The organism is Agreia sp. PsM10, assembly GCF_030433855.1.
Lineage (GTDB): Bacteria > Actinomycetota > Actinomycetes > Actinomycetales > Microbacteriaceae > Agreia.
The window spans coordinates 119,489-135,556 of sequence record NZ_JARUXC010000008.1 but is presented as its reverse complement, the minus strand read 5'-3'; the positions used below and the strand labels follow the sequence as shown (position 1 = coordinate 135,556).

At 69.0% G+C, this 16,068-nt stretch carries 17 protein-coding genes; 9 read left to right on the top strand and 8 right to left on the bottom strand.

All coding sequences use genetic code 11. The features are described 5' to 3' along the window. The first annotated feature begins 61 nt into the window (after positions 1-61). The 3 genes from QCD70_RS12050 to QCD70_RS12040 are packed head-to-tail and all read left to right on the top strand — an operon-like array spanning position 62 to position 3,380. Positions 62-1,009 (top strand): proline iminopeptidase-family hydrolase, encoded by a 948-nt coding sequence (locus tag QCD70_RS12050; protein ID WP_301216523.1) that lies wholly within the window; start codon positions 62-64, stop codon positions 1,007-1,009. After that, positions 1,006-2,397, top strand: a complete 1,392-nt coding sequence (locus QCD70_RS12045) for an APC family permease (RefSeq protein ID WP_301216522.1) — start codon at positions 1,006-1,008, stop codon at positions 2,395-2,397. Before QCD70_RS12050 ends, QCD70_RS12045 begins: the two co-directional genes overlap by 4 nt. Next, positions 2,394-3,380 carry an acetamidase/formamidase family protein gene (locus QCD70_RS12040; protein WP_301216520.1) on the top strand — a complete coding sequence of 329 codons (987 nt, stop codon included), beginning with the start codon at positions 2,394-2,396 and terminating at the stop codon, positions 3,378-3,380. Before QCD70_RS12045 ends, QCD70_RS12040 begins: the two co-directional genes overlap by 4 nt. Here QCD70_RS12040 and QCD70_RS12035 read toward each other — a convergent pair. The 3 genes from QCD70_RS12035 to QCD70_RS12025 form a co-directional block, all read right to left on the bottom strand. Next, positions 3,377-3,871, bottom strand: a complete 495-nt coding sequence (locus tag QCD70_RS12035; RefSeq protein ID WP_301216518.1) for a hypothetical protein — start codon at positions 3,869-3,871, stop codon at positions 3,377-3,379. The genes QCD70_RS12040 and QCD70_RS12035 overlap by 4 nt on opposite strands. 67 nt (positions 3,872-3,938) lie before the next feature. After that, positions 3,939-5,546, bottom strand: a complete 1,608-nt coding sequence (locus QCD70_RS12030) for a CYTH and CHAD domain-containing protein (protein WP_301216516.1) — start codon at positions 5,544-5,546, stop codon at positions 3,939-3,941. Between the two features lie 98 nt (positions 5,547-5,644). Next, positions 5,645-6,124, bottom strand: coding sequence for a MarR family winged helix-turn-helix transcriptional regulator (locus QCD70_RS12025; protein ID WP_301216514.1), 480 nt, complete (start codon positions 6,122-6,124; stop codon positions 5,645-5,647). 109 nt (positions 6,125-6,233) lie between these two features. Between QCD70_RS12025 and QCD70_RS12020 the strand changes: the two genes are divergently transcribed. Continuing rightward, complete coding sequence (locus QCD70_RS12020) at positions 6,234-6,851, top strand: NADPH-dependent F420 reductase (RefSeq protein ID WP_301216512.1); 618 nt, start codon at positions 6,234-6,236, stop codon at positions 6,849-6,851. A 58-nt stretch (positions 6,852-6,909) separates the two neighbouring features. After that, positions 6,910-7,980 carry a lactonase family protein gene (locus tag QCD70_RS12015; protein ID WP_301216510.1) on the top strand — a complete coding sequence of 357 codons (1,071 nt, stop codon included), beginning with the start codon at positions 6,910-6,912 and terminating at the stop codon, positions 7,978-7,980. Positions 7,981-7,983: 3 nt separating this feature from the next. Here the strand turns inward: QCD70_RS12015 and QCD70_RS12010 are convergent, their stop codons facing one another. Next, positions 7,984-8,865, bottom strand: a complete 882-nt coding sequence (locus QCD70_RS12010) for an LLM class F420-dependent oxidoreductase (RefSeq protein WP_301216508.1) — start codon at positions 8,863-8,865, stop codon at positions 7,984-7,986. 52 nt (positions 8,866-8,917) lie between these two features. Here QCD70_RS12010 and QCD70_RS12005 point away from each other — a divergent pair, with 52 nt between their 5' ends. The 3 genes from QCD70_RS12005 (at position 8,918) to QCD70_RS11995 (ending at position 11,105) form a co-directional block, all read left to right on the top strand. Beyond that, a complete protein-coding gene (locus tag QCD70_RS12005) occupies positions 8,918-9,895 on the top strand; it encodes an aldo/keto reductase (protein WP_301216506.1) in 978 nt (325 codons plus the stop codon). A 109-nt stretch (positions 9,896-10,004) separates the two neighbouring features. Then, the gene (locus tag QCD70_RS12000) at positions 10,005-10,457 is read left to right on the top strand and encodes a VOC family protein (RefSeq protein ID WP_301216504.1); all 453 of its coding nucleotides are present in this window, start codon (positions 10,005-10,007) and stop codon (positions 10,455-10,457) included. Between the two features lie 6 nt (positions 10,458-10,463). After that, complete coding sequence (locus QCD70_RS11995; protein ID WP_301216502.1) at positions 10,464-11,105, top strand: winged helix-turn-helix transcriptional regulator; 642 nt, start codon at positions 10,464-10,466, stop codon at positions 11,103-11,105. A gap of 87 nt (positions 11,106-11,192) precedes the next feature. Here QCD70_RS11995 and QCD70_RS11990 read toward each other — a convergent pair whose 3' ends face one another. The 4 genes from QCD70_RS11990 to QCD70_RS11975 form a co-directional block, all read right to left on the bottom strand. Then, positions 11,193-11,462 carry an HPr family phosphocarrier protein gene (locus QCD70_RS11990; protein ID WP_301216500.1) on the bottom strand — a complete coding sequence of 90 codons (270 nt, stop codon included), beginning with the start codon at positions 11,460-11,462 and terminating at the stop codon, positions 11,193-11,195. A gap of 127 nt (positions 11,463-11,589) precedes the next feature. Beyond that, entirely contained in the window at positions 11,590-13,668 is a 2,079-nt protein-coding gene (locus QCD70_RS11985; RefSeq protein WP_301216498.1) for a PTS fructose transporter subunit IIABC, read from the bottom strand. 11 nt (positions 13,669-13,679) lie between these two features. Then, a complete protein-coding gene (locus QCD70_RS11980; RefSeq protein WP_301216496.1) occupies positions 13,680-14,690 on the bottom strand; it encodes a 1-phosphofructokinase family hexose kinase in 1,011 nt (336 codons plus the stop codon). Further along, positions 14,687-15,472: a DeoR/GlpR family DNA-binding transcription regulator gene (locus tag QCD70_RS11975; RefSeq protein WP_301216494.1), complete on the bottom strand. Its 786-nt coding sequence runs from the start codon at positions 15,470-15,472 to the stop codon at positions 14,687-14,689. The genes QCD70_RS11980 and QCD70_RS11975 overlap by 4 nt, the downstream gene beginning before the upstream one ends. 213 nt (positions 15,473-15,685) lie before the next feature. Between QCD70_RS11975 and QCD70_RS11970 the strand changes: the two genes are divergently transcribed. Then, positions 15,686-16,057 (top strand): TIGR02611 family protein, encoded by a 372-nt coding sequence (locus QCD70_RS11970; RefSeq protein ID WP_301216492.1) that lies wholly within the window; start codon positions 15,686-15,688, stop codon positions 16,055-16,057. The last annotated feature ends 11 nt before the right edge of the window (positions 16,058-16,068 follow it).

Below are 16,068 nucleotides of genomic sequence, written 5' to 3'. Positions count from 1 at the left end.
CTCATGTTAACGGAGCCAAATGGTCTTCTGGTGAGACCTTTTCTTGTGCACAATGTCTCTCATGTCTTCCGTGACCACCCGTCTCATCCCGTTCGGCGAACACTCCACATGGGTGCGCATCGAGACGCCCGACACCGCGCGGGGGGGAGCGCTGCCCCTCGTCGTGCTGCACGGCGGCCCCGGAATGGCCCACAACTACGTACGCAACATCGGCCTGCTCGCCGACGAGACCGGCCGCACGGTGATCCACTACGACCAGCTCGGATGCGGCAACAGCACGCACCTGCCCGACGCGCCCGCCGACTTCTGGACCCCACAGCTCTTCGTCGACGAGTTCGAGAACCTGCTGCGAGCGCTCGAACTCGACTCGGTGCACCTGCTGGGCCAGTCGTGGGGCGGCATGCTCGCGGCCGAGATCGCGGTCCGGCGCAATCCTGCCCTCGCGAGCGTGAGCATCTGCAACTCGCCCGCCTCGATGCCGCTGTGGTCGCAGGCCGCGAGCGCCTTGCGCGCCGAGCTGCCGCCCGCGGTGCAGAGCGCGCTCGACCGGCACGAGGCCGCCGGCACTCTCGACGACCCCGAGTACCTGGCGGCATCCGCCGTCTTCTACGAACGGCACGTCTGCCGCGTGACACCCACGCCCCCCGATTTTCAGGAGAGCGTCGACCAGATGGAAGCGGAGCCCACGGTGTACCACACCATGAACGGGCCGAACGAGTTCCACGTGGTCGGCACTCTGGGTTCCTGGACCATCGTCGATCGCCTCGATCGCATCGACACCCCCACGCTCGTCGTCGCCGGCGAGTTCGACGAAGCGACACCCGCCACCTGGGAGCCCTTCGCCACCCGCATCGCCGGAGCCACCACCCATGTCTTCGCCGGAGCCAGCCACTGCGTGCACCTCGAACAGCCCGAGATATTCCGGGCCGAGATCGCGCAGTTCTTGAGCAAGCACGACCTCAGCATGCATGACTTCAGCACCGCCGACAGAAGAGACCTCACATCATGACCCAGTCCGGCCCCGCCCTGACCGCCCAGCAGGAACTCGAATCGCTCGGCTACAAGCAGCAACTCAAGAGAAGCGTCTCGACCGTGGATCTGCTGATCTACGGTCTCGTCTTCATGGTGCCCATCGCGCCGTGGGCGATCTTCGGCGTCGTCTACAACGCGGCCGGCGGCATGGTTCCGCTGGTCTACCTCATCGGCCTCATCGCCATGATCTTCACGGCCCTCGCGTACCAGCAGATGGCCAAGTCGATTCCGCTTGCCGGAAGCGTCTTCTCGTACGTGGGCCGGGGCATCCACCCCACGGCCGGATTCTTCGCGGGCTGGGCGATCCTGCTCGACTACCTGCTCGTGCCGACCCTGCTCTACGTGTTCGCCGCCGAGTCCATGGTGGGCATCTTCCCCGACACGCCGCGCTGGGTCTGGGCGCTGGTGTTCGTGGCGATCAACACCGTCGTCAACCTGCTCGGCATCGGCTCGCTCAAGCTGATGAACCGCATCTTCCTCGCCATCGAGCTGATCTTCGTCGTGATCTTCATCGTGATCGCGGTCACCGCGCTCTCGGGTGGCACGGTGCCCGGCGCGGCCTTCACCATCGACCCCCTGTGGGACCCGAGCAAGGTCACCGGGCCGCTCATCGCATCCGCCCTGTCGATCGCCGTGCTCAGCTTTCTGGGCTTCGACGGCATCTCGACCATGGCCGAAGAGGCCACCGGCGGGCGCAACTCGGCCGGCCGTGCCATGATCCTCGCTCTGGTCATCGTCGCCGTGCTCTTCATCGTTCAGACCTGGCTTGCCAGCGCGCTGGCCGGGGGTCGCGAGTCGTTCAGCGACGACGAGGTCGGCAACGCCTTCTTCACCATCGTGCAGGCCGCCTCGAACAGCGGCTGGATGACGGCCTTCCTGGTCGTGAACGTGCTCGCCGTCGGCATCGCCAACGCCATGGCCGCCCAGGCCGCCACCAGTCGACTGCTCTTCTCCATGAGCCGCGACCGGCAGCTGCCGCGCTTCCTCAGCGTGATCAACAAGCGCCAGGTCCCGCAGAACGCCATCCTGCTCGTCTCGGCCCTCTCGGCCGTGCTGGTGCTGTTCTTCGTGGGCCAGATCGACCTGATCTCCGCGCTGGTCAACTTCGGCGCCCTGTTCGGCTTCATGCTGCTGCACCTCGCCGTGATCGTCTTCTACATCGTGAAGAAGAAGTCGAAGAACTACCTGCTTCACCTCGTCGTTCCGGTCATCGGGTTTCTGATCATCGGCTACGTGCTGCTGAACGCGGCCGTCGAGGCCAAGGTCGGCGGCCTCATCTGGCTGGTCCTGGGCGCCGGGGTCTTCGCCTACTACAAGGTCACCGGCCGCAAGACGGAACTCGCAGAAGAGGACGCGCACGTATGAGCGGCACAGGCGCACCGGGCCGAGACCACGGCAACACCACCTGGGTACTCGACAGCTCGGGAATCGACCACCTGCTCGGCAAGGAGAACGGCCGCTTCGGCTTCGAGGCGGTCGAGCCCTCTCTGCGGATCGCTCCCGGAACGGGCGAACGCATCGGCTTCGAGACGAGCGACGAGGTCTACCGCCAGCTGCACGAGCACAAGGACATGCAGAAGCTCACGGCGGGCATCAACCCCGTGACAGGCCCGGTCTTCGTCGAGGGCGCCCAGCCGGGCGACACCCTGGCCGTGACGATCCACGAGATCAGGCTGAAGGACTGCGGCTGGTCTGTGAGCCTGCCCGGAACGGGTGCGCTGTCGGCGGTGATGGGGCCCGAGCTCTTCAGCCGCCGCGTGCCCCTCGACGCCGACGGCGCCCACGTCACCGATCGCCACGCCTTCGCCGTGCGTCCGATGATCGGATGCATCGGCACGGCCCCCGCGGAGGGCTCCAACTCGACGATCATGCCGGCCTACGCGCAGGGCGGCAACATGGACCTGACCGAATGCCGTCCCGGATCGGTGGTGCACCTGCCCGTGATGGTCGAGGGCGCCTACCTCTCGATCGGCGACATCCACGCTCTGATGGCAGAGGGCGAATCGTCGTTCGTGGCGATCGAGGCCGAGGGTGTCGCGGTGGTGAGCATCGATCTGATCCCGGGCAAGAGCATCCGGGCCCCGCGCGTCGAGACCGACGACGAATGGATCTTCGTCGGCCTCGGCGACCCGGTGCAGCAGAGCATCACCCGCGGCTACGAGGATCTCTTCGAGTTCCTCACCGTCGACCACGGCTGGAGCAAGGGCGACGCCTACGCGGTCATGAGCGCCGTCTGCCACTCGAGGCTGGGCGGGCCCACCGGCTCCGCCGATCCCGACCCCCTGCACCCGATGGCGCCCGTCGGTGCGGTGACCCTGCACATCCTGCCGAAGAGCGTGCTGCTCTAGGCCGGAGGCTTCTCGTCGGGGAAGACGCGCTTGTACGTGCGCCCGTCGGGCAGTGTGACGGTCTCGGCTCTCAGGAGTCCTCGGGTGATGCGCAGGTAGATCGCCTGGGCGCTCACGCCGAGCTGCTTCGCGGCCTCCGACACCGACACCCCTGGCAGGTCGGTGGGCACGCTGCTCGGTCGGGCCGAGCGCTTGCGCCCCGCCTCGTGCCGCTCTGCGATCTCGGCGTCGGTTCCGTGCCAGCGCCACTTCGCCGCGGCGGCCCCGAGGCCGGCGGCGTTCGCGATGTCCTCCCACGTGATGCCGGATGCGCGGGCCTCACGAACGGCGTGCAGGGTCGCGGCGTCCTTCTCGAGTTCGGCGGCGAGCATGCGCACCGCTCGGATGCGGTCGAGGGGCGGGGGCGGGGACTGGGGCGATGCGGCGGCTGCGGCATCGAGCTCGGCGACGCGGGCGAGCCACGCGCGGCTGTCGTCTGAAAGGAAGGACACGCGTCATGCTAACCCCGAAGCGGCGGCGAATTCTGAGGGAGCGCTGCGTCCGTTCCGCCGTGTCGGGTCAGAGGCTCTCGGCCCGCCGATCGAGCCGCTTGAGCGCCTTCGGAGACTCGTTGAGCGCGGCGGCCCCTCGGTGCTGCGCGCGCACGGTCATGGCGCCGTAGACGAAGGTGTTCTCGCCCTCCGCGTGGGCGCGGTTCGAGGTCAGCAGCAGGTGCTCCACGAACAGGGCGCTGTCTCGGTGGTCGCCCAACGCATCCTGTACGCGCTCGGCCTCGCGGGAGATGTGCCGGTACTTCTTGCCGAGCACCGCGGTGCCGCCCTGCGACACCGCGTCGGCCGCGAATCGCAGTCGACGGGCGGCCTTGCGAGCGCTGTGCAGAGCCTGGTCGCCGCGCGCGTCGACGGCGCCGCCCGATCCGGATGCCCCGGCGAACGCGGCCGCGCCGGCCCGCTTGCGCAGACGCGCGAGTTCGCTTGCGATCACCTTGGCAGCGACGACCTTGATCGACTGGCGCTTCTCGCCCCGCTCCGAGAGCGGCGGATTGGCGACGAACTCGTCGAGGGCGTCGAACAGCCGATAGTACGACGCGCTCGACAGCATCCTCAGAGCGGCCTGATGCGCCTGGCGGTACTCTTCGATCGAGCCCTCCACCAGTCGGCGGCGCGAGGCGTCGTCGACCCGGTGTCCGATCTCGGACAGTTCGTCGTCGGCCAGCTGCGCGCGCACCTCGGCGTCGCGCGCTGTGCCGAGGACCGCGCCGAGGGAGCGCAGCTGATCGCGCAGCGAATCCACCCGCTGCGCGTCGAACAGGCGGCTGTAGGCCGCGAGCACGCTGCGCAGCCGGCGCACGGTAGAGCGCATGCGGTGCACGGCATCGGGCTGGTCGGCCCTCGCCTCGGGGTCGAGCTGCTCGAGCTGTTCGACGAGCTGGCGAAGCGCCTCGACGATCACGTCTGCCGCGGGACTCTTCGATGTGAGGGGCGCGGCGGCGGTCTCGGGAAGCAGCTCTGCGACCGAGGTCTGTCCGAGCGCACGGGCGATCTTGGCCGGCGACGACGACACCGTGGCGGCCTCGGCCAGCACGGCGACCTCGAGGGCGTCGAGCAGCGCGGTGCGCTCCTGCTCGCTGTCGGGAGCGCCCGGAAGAAGTTCCATCTCCCATTCGCGCCAGACCCGCACGGACCCGCCCCGCACATCCGATGCCGTCACCACGTCGTCGGCGAATTCGGCGACGGCCTCGCCGCCCGCGGCGAGCAGGTGCGTCGCCGTGCGGCGGGTCGAGATGCGTGCGACCGGTATCAGGATGCGATCGCGCACGATGGCGCGCACCGGCTCGAGCACGGAGTCGGGCACGGCGGATGCGTCGCTCGAGTCCTCGCCGCCAGCAGGCGCGTCGACGTCGAGGGGCCAGTGCAGCTCGGCGCGGCCCTCCGCCGCGGGACGCTTGATGTGCCAGCCCTCGTCGCCACCGCCCTCGCGGCGGCGCACGATGTGGCGCCTGCGCAGCAGGTCGAAGCCGTCGGTGTCGTAGTACACGGCCTCGAGCGTGACCGTCTCGTCGACCGACACGTTCTCGATGCCCTCGACACTCGTGAACGTGGGCACGAGCGCACTCTCGTCGACGTCGTACTTGCGCTCGATCTCGACCTGGCTGGTGTGCTTCATGGCTCCTCCGTCATGGCCTACTGTCGCCGCTGCGGACAGATGTGACCGGTGTGCCGGGCGCTACTGTCCGCGCCGGTAACCATTGTCGCCGACGACGGTCAGCGCTGCACGCGGAACCTGTTCTCGGGATCGAGCTTGACCAGCATCTTGCCCATGATGCGGTCGAGGTCTGCCACGTCGTCGGACGTCAACGGATCGATCACGTTCTCGCGCACGGTGGCGACGTGACCGGGAGCGGTGGCGACGACCTTCTCCCACCCCGCCTCGGTGAGCTGGGCGTTCGTGGCGCGACGGTCTTCGGGGCAGGGGGCGCGCTCGATGTAGCCCCTCTTCTCGAGGCGCGAGACGACGTGCGACAGCCGGGGAAGAGTGGAGTTCGTGGCCGACGCGAGCTCGGTCATGCGGAACACGCGGTTCGGCGCCTCGGAGAGCATCGCGAGAGTGAAGTACTCGAAGTGGGTGAGGTCGGCATCGTGCTGAAGCTGACTGTCGAGAACACCCGGCAGAAGCTCGACGACGGCGATGAACTTCACCCAGGCGCGCTGCTGCACGTCGCTCAGCCAGACATCCTCATTCATGCTGATCATTCTATCGGAATGGTTGACGCTACAACTAAGTAGACGTACATTACTTGTATCAACAACTAAATCGGGCTGCGGTCCGATCGATGACAATTAGGAGATTCTCATGGCGCTCGTCACCATCATCGGAGCAGGAAACATGGGCTCGGCCATCGCCGGAGTGGCGATTGCGGGCGGCAACACGGTGCAGGTTCTCGCACGCGATGCAGAGAAGGCCGCGGCGGTCAACCCCCAGGCGACCGCCGGCGTCGTCGGCGACGCCATCACGGGCGACATCGTGATTCTCGCCCTCCCCTACGGCGCGGTCGCTCCCGTGCTCGAGTCCTACGCCGGACAGCTCGACGGCAAGGTGCTCGTCGACCTGACCAACCCGCTCGACTTCTCGACCTTCGACTCGCTCGTCGTCGCTCCCGGCTCGTCGTCCGCCGCAGAGATCGCCGCGGCCGTACCCGGCGCATCCGTGCTCAAGGCGTTCAACACGAACTTCGCCGCGACCCTGGCCACCGGTGCCGTCGGCTCCGAGAAGACCGCGGTGCTCATCGCCGGTGACGACGCCGACGCCAAGGCGGCCCTCGCCGCCGTCGTCGACGGCGGCGCGCTCAAGGCCGTCGACGCGGGCAGCCTGAAGCGCGCGCACGAGCTCGAGGCCCTCGGCTTCCTGCAGCTCACGCTGGCCGCGGCGGAGAAGACCTCGTGGACGAGCGGATTCGCCCTCGCCGAGTAGCCCTTTCGGCGCGGCACCGGGCGCGTCACTGCGCACCGACAGGTGGGACAATCGACAGGTGACAGATACCCGCACGTATCTCTGGGCCGGCTCCTACACCTCGGACTCCGGCGGATCCGGCGTGGGCATCGAGCTGCTCGACGCCGCCGTGGGCCGATCGCTGGAGTCGCTCGGCACCGCCACCGAAGCGCCCTCCCCGTCGTTCCTCGCGGTGCACCCCACCGCACCCGTGGTCTACGCCGTCTGCGAGGCGGCCGGCTTTCTGCAGGCCTACTCGATCGGCGACACTGAGGAGGGCGATCTCGGTCCGGCCCTGACACCGCTCGGCGAGTCGTGGACCACGGGCGACGCCGGATGCCACGTGGCCGTCGATCCGCGCGGCCGCTACGCGATCGTCACCTGCTGGGGCGACGGCCAGGTGATCCTCTTCGGCCTCGACACGCGGGGAGGCATCGTCTCGCGCACCATCGCCCCCGCCGCGCGCGACCCGCACGCCCACCGCAACCCCGCGTATCCGGCCCTCGGAACCGCGCGACCCTCGCGCGCGCACGCGAGCCTCGTCCTGCCCGACGGGCGCATCCTCACCACCGACCTCGGGCTCGACGTCGTGCGCATCTGGACCCACGACCCGCTACGGGGGCTCGTGCGCGCGGGCTTCGTGACGCTCCCGTTCGAGTCCGGGCCGCGGCACCTCGCGCTGCACCGGGACGGGCGCGTTCTGGTCGTGACCGAGTACTCGGTCGAGGTGTTCACGCTCGCGCCGAACGACGACGGCGGATTCGACGTCGCGCATCGGACCCCGGCGATCGAGGGCGGCGCCGACGAGGGCGACACGGCCGCGCACATCGAGCTGTCGGCCGATTCGACCCGCGCCTACGTGGGCGTCAGGGGCTCGAATCGCATCGCCGTGCTGAGCGTCGACCACGAGGGTGCTCACCCGCTCGAGGCGTCGCCGTCGGGCGGCGACTGGCCGCGGCACCACCTCGTTCACGACGGTCTGCTGCGGGTGGCCCACGAACGCTCGAGCGAGGTCACGACGTTCGCGCTGGATGCGGCGACCGGCCTGATCGGCGAGCCTCTCGATTCGCTCGGGGTCGGCTCCCCCACCTGTCTTGTGCTCGCCCGCTAGAGCTCAGATCTGCGAGAGTCTGCCGACGACCTTCGTCGTGAGGTTCTCCGTCCACGGCACGGGGTCGACGTAGCGCGGCGGCATCACGCCGACGAGGGTCATGCCGAGCTCGGCGTAGCGCTCCATGTCGGCCAGGAAGGCGTCGGTGTCGCCGGTGGGGTCGCCCTGGTAGAGCATCGTCTTCTCGATGGCGTCGTAGTCGGTTCCGAGCTCGTCGCAGTGGCCGCGCAGCACCTCGAGCTTGTGTGCGACGGTCGCGAGGGCCTCGTCTCCCGGGGCGCCGAAGAGGTTGCAGGCCTGCGCGTACTGCGCCACGAACTTGAGCGTCTTGCGCTCGCCGCCCCCGCCGATGAGGATCGGCACCGATCCGTGCACGGGCTGCGGAAGGCTGATCGTCCCGGCCAGCGAGTAGTGCTCACCCTCGAAGGGGCCGTCGTTCGGCGACCACATCTGCCGGCAGATCTGCAGCGTCTCCTCGAGCCGCTCGAAGCGCTCCTTCGTCGACGGGAACGGCACGCCCAGCGCCGCGTGCTCACGCTCGTACCAGGCCGCGCCGAGGCCGAGCACGGCCCGGCCCTTCGAGAGCACGTCGAGGGTCGTCACGGTCTTGGCCAGCAATCCCGGATGCCGGTAGGTCACGCCGGTGACCAGCAGGCCGAGCCGCATCCGCTTCGTCACGCCCGCGAGGTAACCGAGCGACGTGTAGCCCTCGAGCATCGGCTCGAACGGGCCGCCGGCGTCGAGCATCTGGAACCAGTGGTCCATGAACGAGAACAGCGACACCCCGCCCTCGTCGGCGATGCGAGCCGTCTCGGTCAGACGATCGGTGAGGGTGGTCTCCCACTCGGGAGCGGTGAACGTGTAGTAGTGCAGACCCAGATCCATGGGCTCACCCTAACCCCGGAGAACACAGCCCCCGCAAGGCTAACCTCGATCCATGAGATACACGCGCCTCGGCAACACCGGAATGAAGATCAGCGAGGTCGTGCTCGGCTGCATGAGCTTCGGCACCCCCGATCGCGGCGGGCACGCCTGGACCCTCGACGAGGAGGCGAGCAGGCCGCTCATCCGCAGCGCCATCGAGCAGGGCATCACGACCTTCGACACGGCGGATGTCTACTCCGACGGATCGAGCGAGGAGATCGTGGGCCGCGCCCTCGCCGACTTCGCGCAGCGCGACGACGTGGTCATCGCGACCAAGGTGCACGGCCGCATGGGCGATGCTCCCAACCGGGGCGGCCTGTCGCGCGCGCACATCCTGTCGGCGATCGACGACAGCCTGCGACGGCTCGGTGTGGACCACGTCGACCTCTACCAGATCCACCGCTGGGATGCGGAGACCCCCATCGAGGAGACGATGAGCGCCCTGCACGACCTCGTGCGTTCCGGCAAGGTTCGCTACATCGGCGCCTCGTCGATGTGGGCGTGGCAGTTCGCCAAGGCGCAGCGGGTCGCCGAGCGCCACGGGCTCACGGCCTTCGTGTCGATGCAGGACCAGTACAACCTGCTTCAGCGCGAGGAGGAGCGCGAGATGCACCCGCTCTGCATCGACGAGAAGGTGGGCGTTCTGCCCTGGTCGCCTCTGGCGCGTGGCCGGCTCACGCGCGACTGGGAGGCCGAGACCGAGCGCACGGGCAAGGATCTCTTCGGGGCCACGCTCTACTCGTCGAACGACGACTCGAATCGCGCGATCGTGGATGCCGTGGCCGCGATCGCGGGTGAGCGCGGCGTCTCGCGCGCCCAGGTCGCCCTCGCGTGGGTGCGGCAGCAGTCGGCGGTCACGGCGCCCATCGTGGGAGCGACGTCGCAGAAGCACCTCGACGACGCCGTCGCCTCGCTCGACGTCGAGCTGACCGAGTCGGAACTCGCTCGCCTGACCGAGCCGTACACGCCGCGCCACCCGGAGGGCTTCTAGCGGCGCGTCGGCGGGATCGACAGCGGGTCTTGACGGGTCACTTGTTTTTTGCAAGTATCAGATCAGTTCGCCACGCCAGCATTCATACCGCCACCTGAGGAGCCCCACAATGAAGTCGATGTTCGTCAACCTGCCCGTCACCGATCTCGAGCGCGCCAAGACGTTCTACACGTCGCTCGGGTTCAGCATCAATCCCAAGTTCAGCGACCACAACGCGGCCTGCGTCGTCGTCGAGGACGGCCACAACTACTTCATGATCCTGGTGCGCGAGTACTTCCAGACGTTCACCAAGCTGCCGATCGGTGACAACGCGGTGAACCCATCCGTGTCCACCGCGATCTTCATGGACACTCGCGATGCGGTCGACGAGGCCGTGACGAGCGGGCTTGCGGCCGGCGGCTCGGAGCCGCAGCCGGCATCCGACTACGGCTTCATGTACCAGCGGCAGCTCGCCGACCCCGACGGCAACCTCCTCGAATTCGGCTGGATGGACCCGGTCGCGCAGGAGCAGGGTCCCGAGGCATTCGGCGAGCAGCAGCCCGAGCAGGCCGAGCAGGCCTAGGGCCAGATGGCCGCGCGCGATTACGGGCAGTACTCCGGCATCACCCGGGCCGTCGAGCTCGTCGGCGAGCGCTGGGCGCTGCTGATCGTACGCGACCTGCTCGTGGGGCCGCGCCGCTACGGCGAGCTCGCCGCGGGGCTGGCGCGCATCCCGAGCAACATTTTGGCGACCAGGCTCAAGGAGCTCCAGGCGGCCGGCGTCATCCGGCGGGCCCCGCGCTCCAGAGTCATCGTCTACGAGTTGACGGCCTACGGTCGCGAACTCGAGCCGGTGGTGCTCGCACTGGGCGCATGGGGCTTCAAGGCCATGGGCGAGGCCCGCGACGAGCAGGTCATCACGCCCGCGTCGATGACCATGGACCTGCGCTCGGCCTTCCAGCCGCAGGTGGCACTCGATCTACCGGCCACCTCGTACGCGGCCCGCATCGGCGACGCGGAGCTGTTCATCCGGGTGAATGGGTCGGCCTTCGACACGATTCGCAGCGAGGGCCCCGTCGACATCGCCTTCGCGACCGGCCCGGCCATCCACCGGCTCATCTCGGGTGAGCTCGCTCCGCAGCGCGCGATCGAGACGGGAGCCGTGGAGGTTCTGCATGGCCGCGGCGCGCTGCTCGACCGCTTCGCGAGCACCTTCCACCTCGCCGCCTGACCCAAGAATGCACTGAGGTGCGGAGAATGGCCGCTTCATTGGTGATCGAAACGGCCGTTCTCCGCACCTCAGCGCATAGACGAGCAGCTACTCCGCGTCGAGGTCCGTCTCGAGCAGCGCGGCGAGCTCCTCGAGCGACGCTTCGGCCCCGTCGCCCTCGGCGGCGAGCGTCACGATGTCGCCGTTCGCCGCGCCCAGGCTCATGATCGACAGGATGCTCGCGGCGTCGAGCGGGGTGCTGCCGCCCTTCGAGATGGTCACCTTCACGGGCTGGCGCTTGACCGCCTCGATGAAGACGGATGCGGGGCGGGCGTGCAGTCCGACGCGGCTGGCGATGGTGGCGGTGCGTTCAGGCATGATGTGTCTCGTTTCTTGTATCTCAGGTATCGATGAAGAGGCGTCTGTTCAGGGGTGTCTGTTCAGGGGTGTCTGTTCAGGGGTGTCTGTTCAGGGGTGTCTGTAAAGGGGTGTCGGCGTCGAAGCCTCAGCGGGCCGCGACCGGCACGCCGGCGCGGACCGGAGCGGCGGATGACGCACCGGCGGTAACATCGGCCGAGGCCCCGTCGACGCCCTCGACCGGGCGGCGACGCACCCAGCGCTTGAGCGCCACGACGAGCAGCCCCGACACGACGGTTCCGGCGAGGATCGCGACGATGAACATCGCCAGGTTGCCGATCGCGAAGAACACGAAGATGCCTCCGTGGGGTGCCTGCGAGGTCACTCCGGTGCCCATCACGATGGCACCGGTGAGGGCGCTGCCCACGATTCCGGCGGGGATGACGCGCAGCGGGTCGACGGCCGCGAACGGAATCGCGCCCTCCGAGATGAAGGCGGCGCCGAGCAGCCACGCGGCCTTGCCGTTCTCGCGCTCGGCCTGGCTGAACAGCTTCTTGTCGATCAGGGTCGCGAAGGCGAGCGCCAGCGGCGGAACCATTCCCGCGGCCATCACGGCGGCCATGATCTGCCACGGCGCCTGGTTCGTGATCGAACCCGCTGCCAGACCGGCGACGGCGAACGAGTAGGCCACCTTGTTGATCGGACCGCCGAGGTCGGCCGCCATCATGATTCCGAGGATCAGACCGAGCACGATGGCCGACGCTCCGGTGAGCGACGAGAGCCAGTCGTTCAGGCCCGCCATCAGGGCGGCGATCGGGCCGCCCAGCACGATGACCATGAGCCCCGACGCGAAGATCGAGCCGACGAGCGGAATGATGACCACGGGCATCAGGCCGCGAAGCCAGCGCGGCACCTGCAGCCGGCCCAGCGCCCAGGCGATGAATCCGGCGAGCAGACCTCCGATGAGGCCTCCCAGGAATCCGGCGTTCATGATGAGCGCGACGGCGCCGGCGGTGAAGCCGACCGCGATGCCCGGCCTGTCGGCGATCGCATAGGCGATGTATCCGGCGAGGGCGGGAACGAGGAAGCCCATCGACGCCGCACCGATGGCGAATGCGACGGCACCGAGGTAGGTTCCGAGGCCGCCGTCGGGCAGGTTGAAGAGGCTGTTCTGCAGGATGATGTCGGTCGCGCGACTGTTGATGTCGTAGCCGGCGAGCAGGAAGCCGAGGGCGATGAGCAGACCGCCGCCCGCGACGAACGGGATCATGTAGCTGACGCCGGTGAGCAGCCAGCGCTTGATCTTCTGGCCCACGTGCTCGTCGGTCGTGGTGCCGGTGGATGCCGCGGCGCCGTCTCCCGAGACACGTCGCGCCTGCGGGTCGTTCGCGGCGGCGAGCGCCTCGGCGATCATCTGGTCGGGCTCGTCGATACCGCGCTTGACCGGAGCCTTGATGACGGGCTTGCCCGCGAAGCGTGCCTTGTCGCGCACGTCGACGTCGACCGCGAAGACCACGGCCACGGCGTTCGCGATGATCGCGGGGTCGAGCGGCGTGACGCTCGACGACCCCTGCGTCTCGACGTGCAGCTCTGCGCCGGCGCGCTTCGCGGCCGCCACGAGCGAGTCGGCGGCCATGTATGTGTGCGCGATGCCGGTGGGGCAGGCGGTGACGGCCACGAGGATGGGCCGGTCCGCAGGAGCGTCGGCGACGGGCGTGGCCGCTGAGGCGGGCGAGGCGGCCGATGCTCCGGCGGGCTCGGCCGCGGGGGCCGGCTCGTCGGCCAGCGCACCGTCGACGAGCTCGACGATCGCCTCGGCGCTCGGAGCCTCCCGCAGCGCGGTCACGAACTCGGGCTTGATGAGCGAGCGCGCGAGCTTCGACAGGAGCACGAGGTGGGCCTGGTCGGCGCCGTCGGGCGCGGCGATGAAGAAGATGATGTCGGCGGGGCCGTCGGATGCGCCGAAGTCGACGGCGGGGGCCGGCCTGGCCATGGCGAGCGTCGGCTCGAGCACGGCCGTCGAGCGGCAGTGCGGGATGGCGATGCCGCCCGGGATGCCGGTGTCGGTCTTGCTCTCGCGAGCCCAGGCGTCGGCGAAGAGCGCCTCGGTGTCGCTCGCGCGACCGGATGCGGTGACGAGCCCCGCGAGGCGCCGGATGACGGCCGCGCGGTCGGTGCCGAGATCCTCGTCGAGGATCACCAGCCCGGGGGTGATGAGTGAAGACATCGTTGTTCTCCTTACAGGGTGATTCGCTCCGCTGGAATGCGCGGAAGCGTGGTGACGGTGAGTTGTTCGGGATGCGTCTGGTCGAGCCTCGGCACGGTCGTGCCGGGGAGTGATGCGGCTGCGGCGCCGTGGGCGACCGCCTGGGCGAGGCGGCCCGCAGGCAGGTCGCCTCTCTGGTCTGCGAGCACGTAGCCCGCGAGCGAGCAGTCCCCGGCGCCGACCGTGCTGCGGGCGACGATCCGAGGGGCCGGCGCGAACCAGGCGGCGCCGGAGTCGACGAGCGCGGCTCCGTGCGATCCGAGCGTCACGAGCACCGCACCGAGGGCCGGCGACAGCAGGGCCTCGGCGAGCGACACCGCGAGCGCCGGATCGGCCTCGAGTTCCTCGTGCGTCGCAGACCCCGTGTCGAGGCCCTGCGACTCGGCCAGCTGCAGCAGCTCCTCGGCGTTGGGCTTGATGAGGTCGACCCTCTCCCCCGACGCGACGAGGGCGGCGAGAGGCGCGCCCGAGCTGTCGACGGCGATGCGCGGCCCTGCCGAGTCCGCAGAGTTCGGCGCGGCCCGCACGGCCCGCACGAGATCGGCGTAGAAGGTGTCGGGCACGCCCGGAGGCACCGAGCCGGCCAGCACGAGCCACGACGCCGAGGCACAGGATGCGACGACGACGTCGATGAGCTCGGCCACCGTCTGGGCACTCAGGTGCACGCCGGGATCGTTGAGCTTCGTGGTCGTTCCGTCGGGTTCGGTCAGGGTGATGTTCGAGCGGATGGGCGCGTCGATCGACACGGTCGCCGTTGGAATGCCCGACGCCTCGAGGGCCACGACCAGCGGGTCTGCCGACGCGCCGGGCAGGATGGCGAGGGTGTCGCATCCGGCCGCATGCAGGGCCCGCGAGACGTTCACGCCCTTGCCGCCCGGCTCCTGGCCGGTGACGACGGCGCGCTGCACCTGACCGCGCTCGAGCGGAGCGTCGAGCTCGACGGTGCGGTCGAACGAGGGGTTCACGGTGAGGGTGACGATCACGGCACGATCACCTCCACGCCCTCGGCGTCGAGGGCGGCCGACAGCGTTCCGGCGGGGTCGACGTTCGAGACGAGGGTGTCGAGGTCGCGCAGCTCGGCGAACCGATAGAGCGCCTCCTCGTCGAGCTTCGTCGAGTCGGCGAGAACGACCGAGCGTCGGGCTCGGCGGATCATCGCGGCCTTGACCGCCGCCTCCCTCTCTTCGGGAGTGCTGAGGCCGAAGGCTGCGCTCACGCCGTTGGTGCCGAGGAAGGCGATGTCGGGGCGGAGCCGATCGAGCTGCTCGATGGTGGATGCGCCGACGGCTGCGCTGGTGAGACCCCTCACGCTGCCACCGAGAAGGTGCAGATCGATGGCGGGGTTGAGGTGCAGCACGGCCGCGATGGGAACCGAGTTGGTGATGATGGTCAGCGGGTGGCCGTGGGCGGGGCTGAAGTCGGCGAGCAGTTCCGCGAGCACGCCGGTCGTCGTTCCCGCGTCGAGCAGGATCGAGCCGCGGAACGAGTCGCCGATCATGCCGAGGGCGGCCCTGGCGATCACGAGCTTCGCGTCGCGGGACTTGTCGGCCCTGTCGGCGACGGTCGACTCGGCCAGGCTGATCTTCGATCCGGCGACGGCGCCGCCGTGCACGCGCTGCAGCACGCCTTGCTGCTCGAGCAGATCGAGGTCGCGGCGGACGGTCTCGGGGGTCACGCCGAATCGCTCGGAGAGCTCGGTGACCGTGACGCGGCCCTGCGCGCCGATCGCCTCGCCGATCTGCTGATGACGCTCGATGGCGTACATGTCGTCGTTGACCTCGTCTTTCGATTCGTCCGTGAACCTGCGTCTGGCTGTGTTGTGATGTGACTTTATGTCTGTTTGTCTGCGAAAGCAAGATAAACAAAGATTTTGGATGTCCTTCGACAAGCTCAGGGAACGGGACGCATGCCCTTCGTCAGGCTCACGGAGCGACGCTCTGCTCAGGCAACCGGGAGGGTTCTCGCCTACCGTGAAGCGATGACCGACACCCTCACCCGAGAGATCGAGATCGGCGAGAGCCCGCAGAATCCGGTGCGCCGCGCCCTGCGCCGTGCCCGTGCCTGGGTCGAGCGGCACCCGCGCATCCGGTTCGCCTACCGCTTCGCCGTCGGAGTGCTGGGTGCGATCGTCGTGATCGGAGGGCTCATCCTCGTGCCCCTGCCCGGTCCGGGCTGGCTGATCGTGTTCCTCGGAATCGCCATTCTCGGCACCGAGTTCCCCGCCGCGCACCGCGTGGGGCAGTGGCTGAAGCGGGTCCTCGCGAACGCGCTCTCCCGGTGGAAGGCGTGGCGCGCATCCCGTTCTGCACGGTCGTCAAGCTCCTCCCGAATGGACACACCGCGCGCCTAGGATGAGCAGCA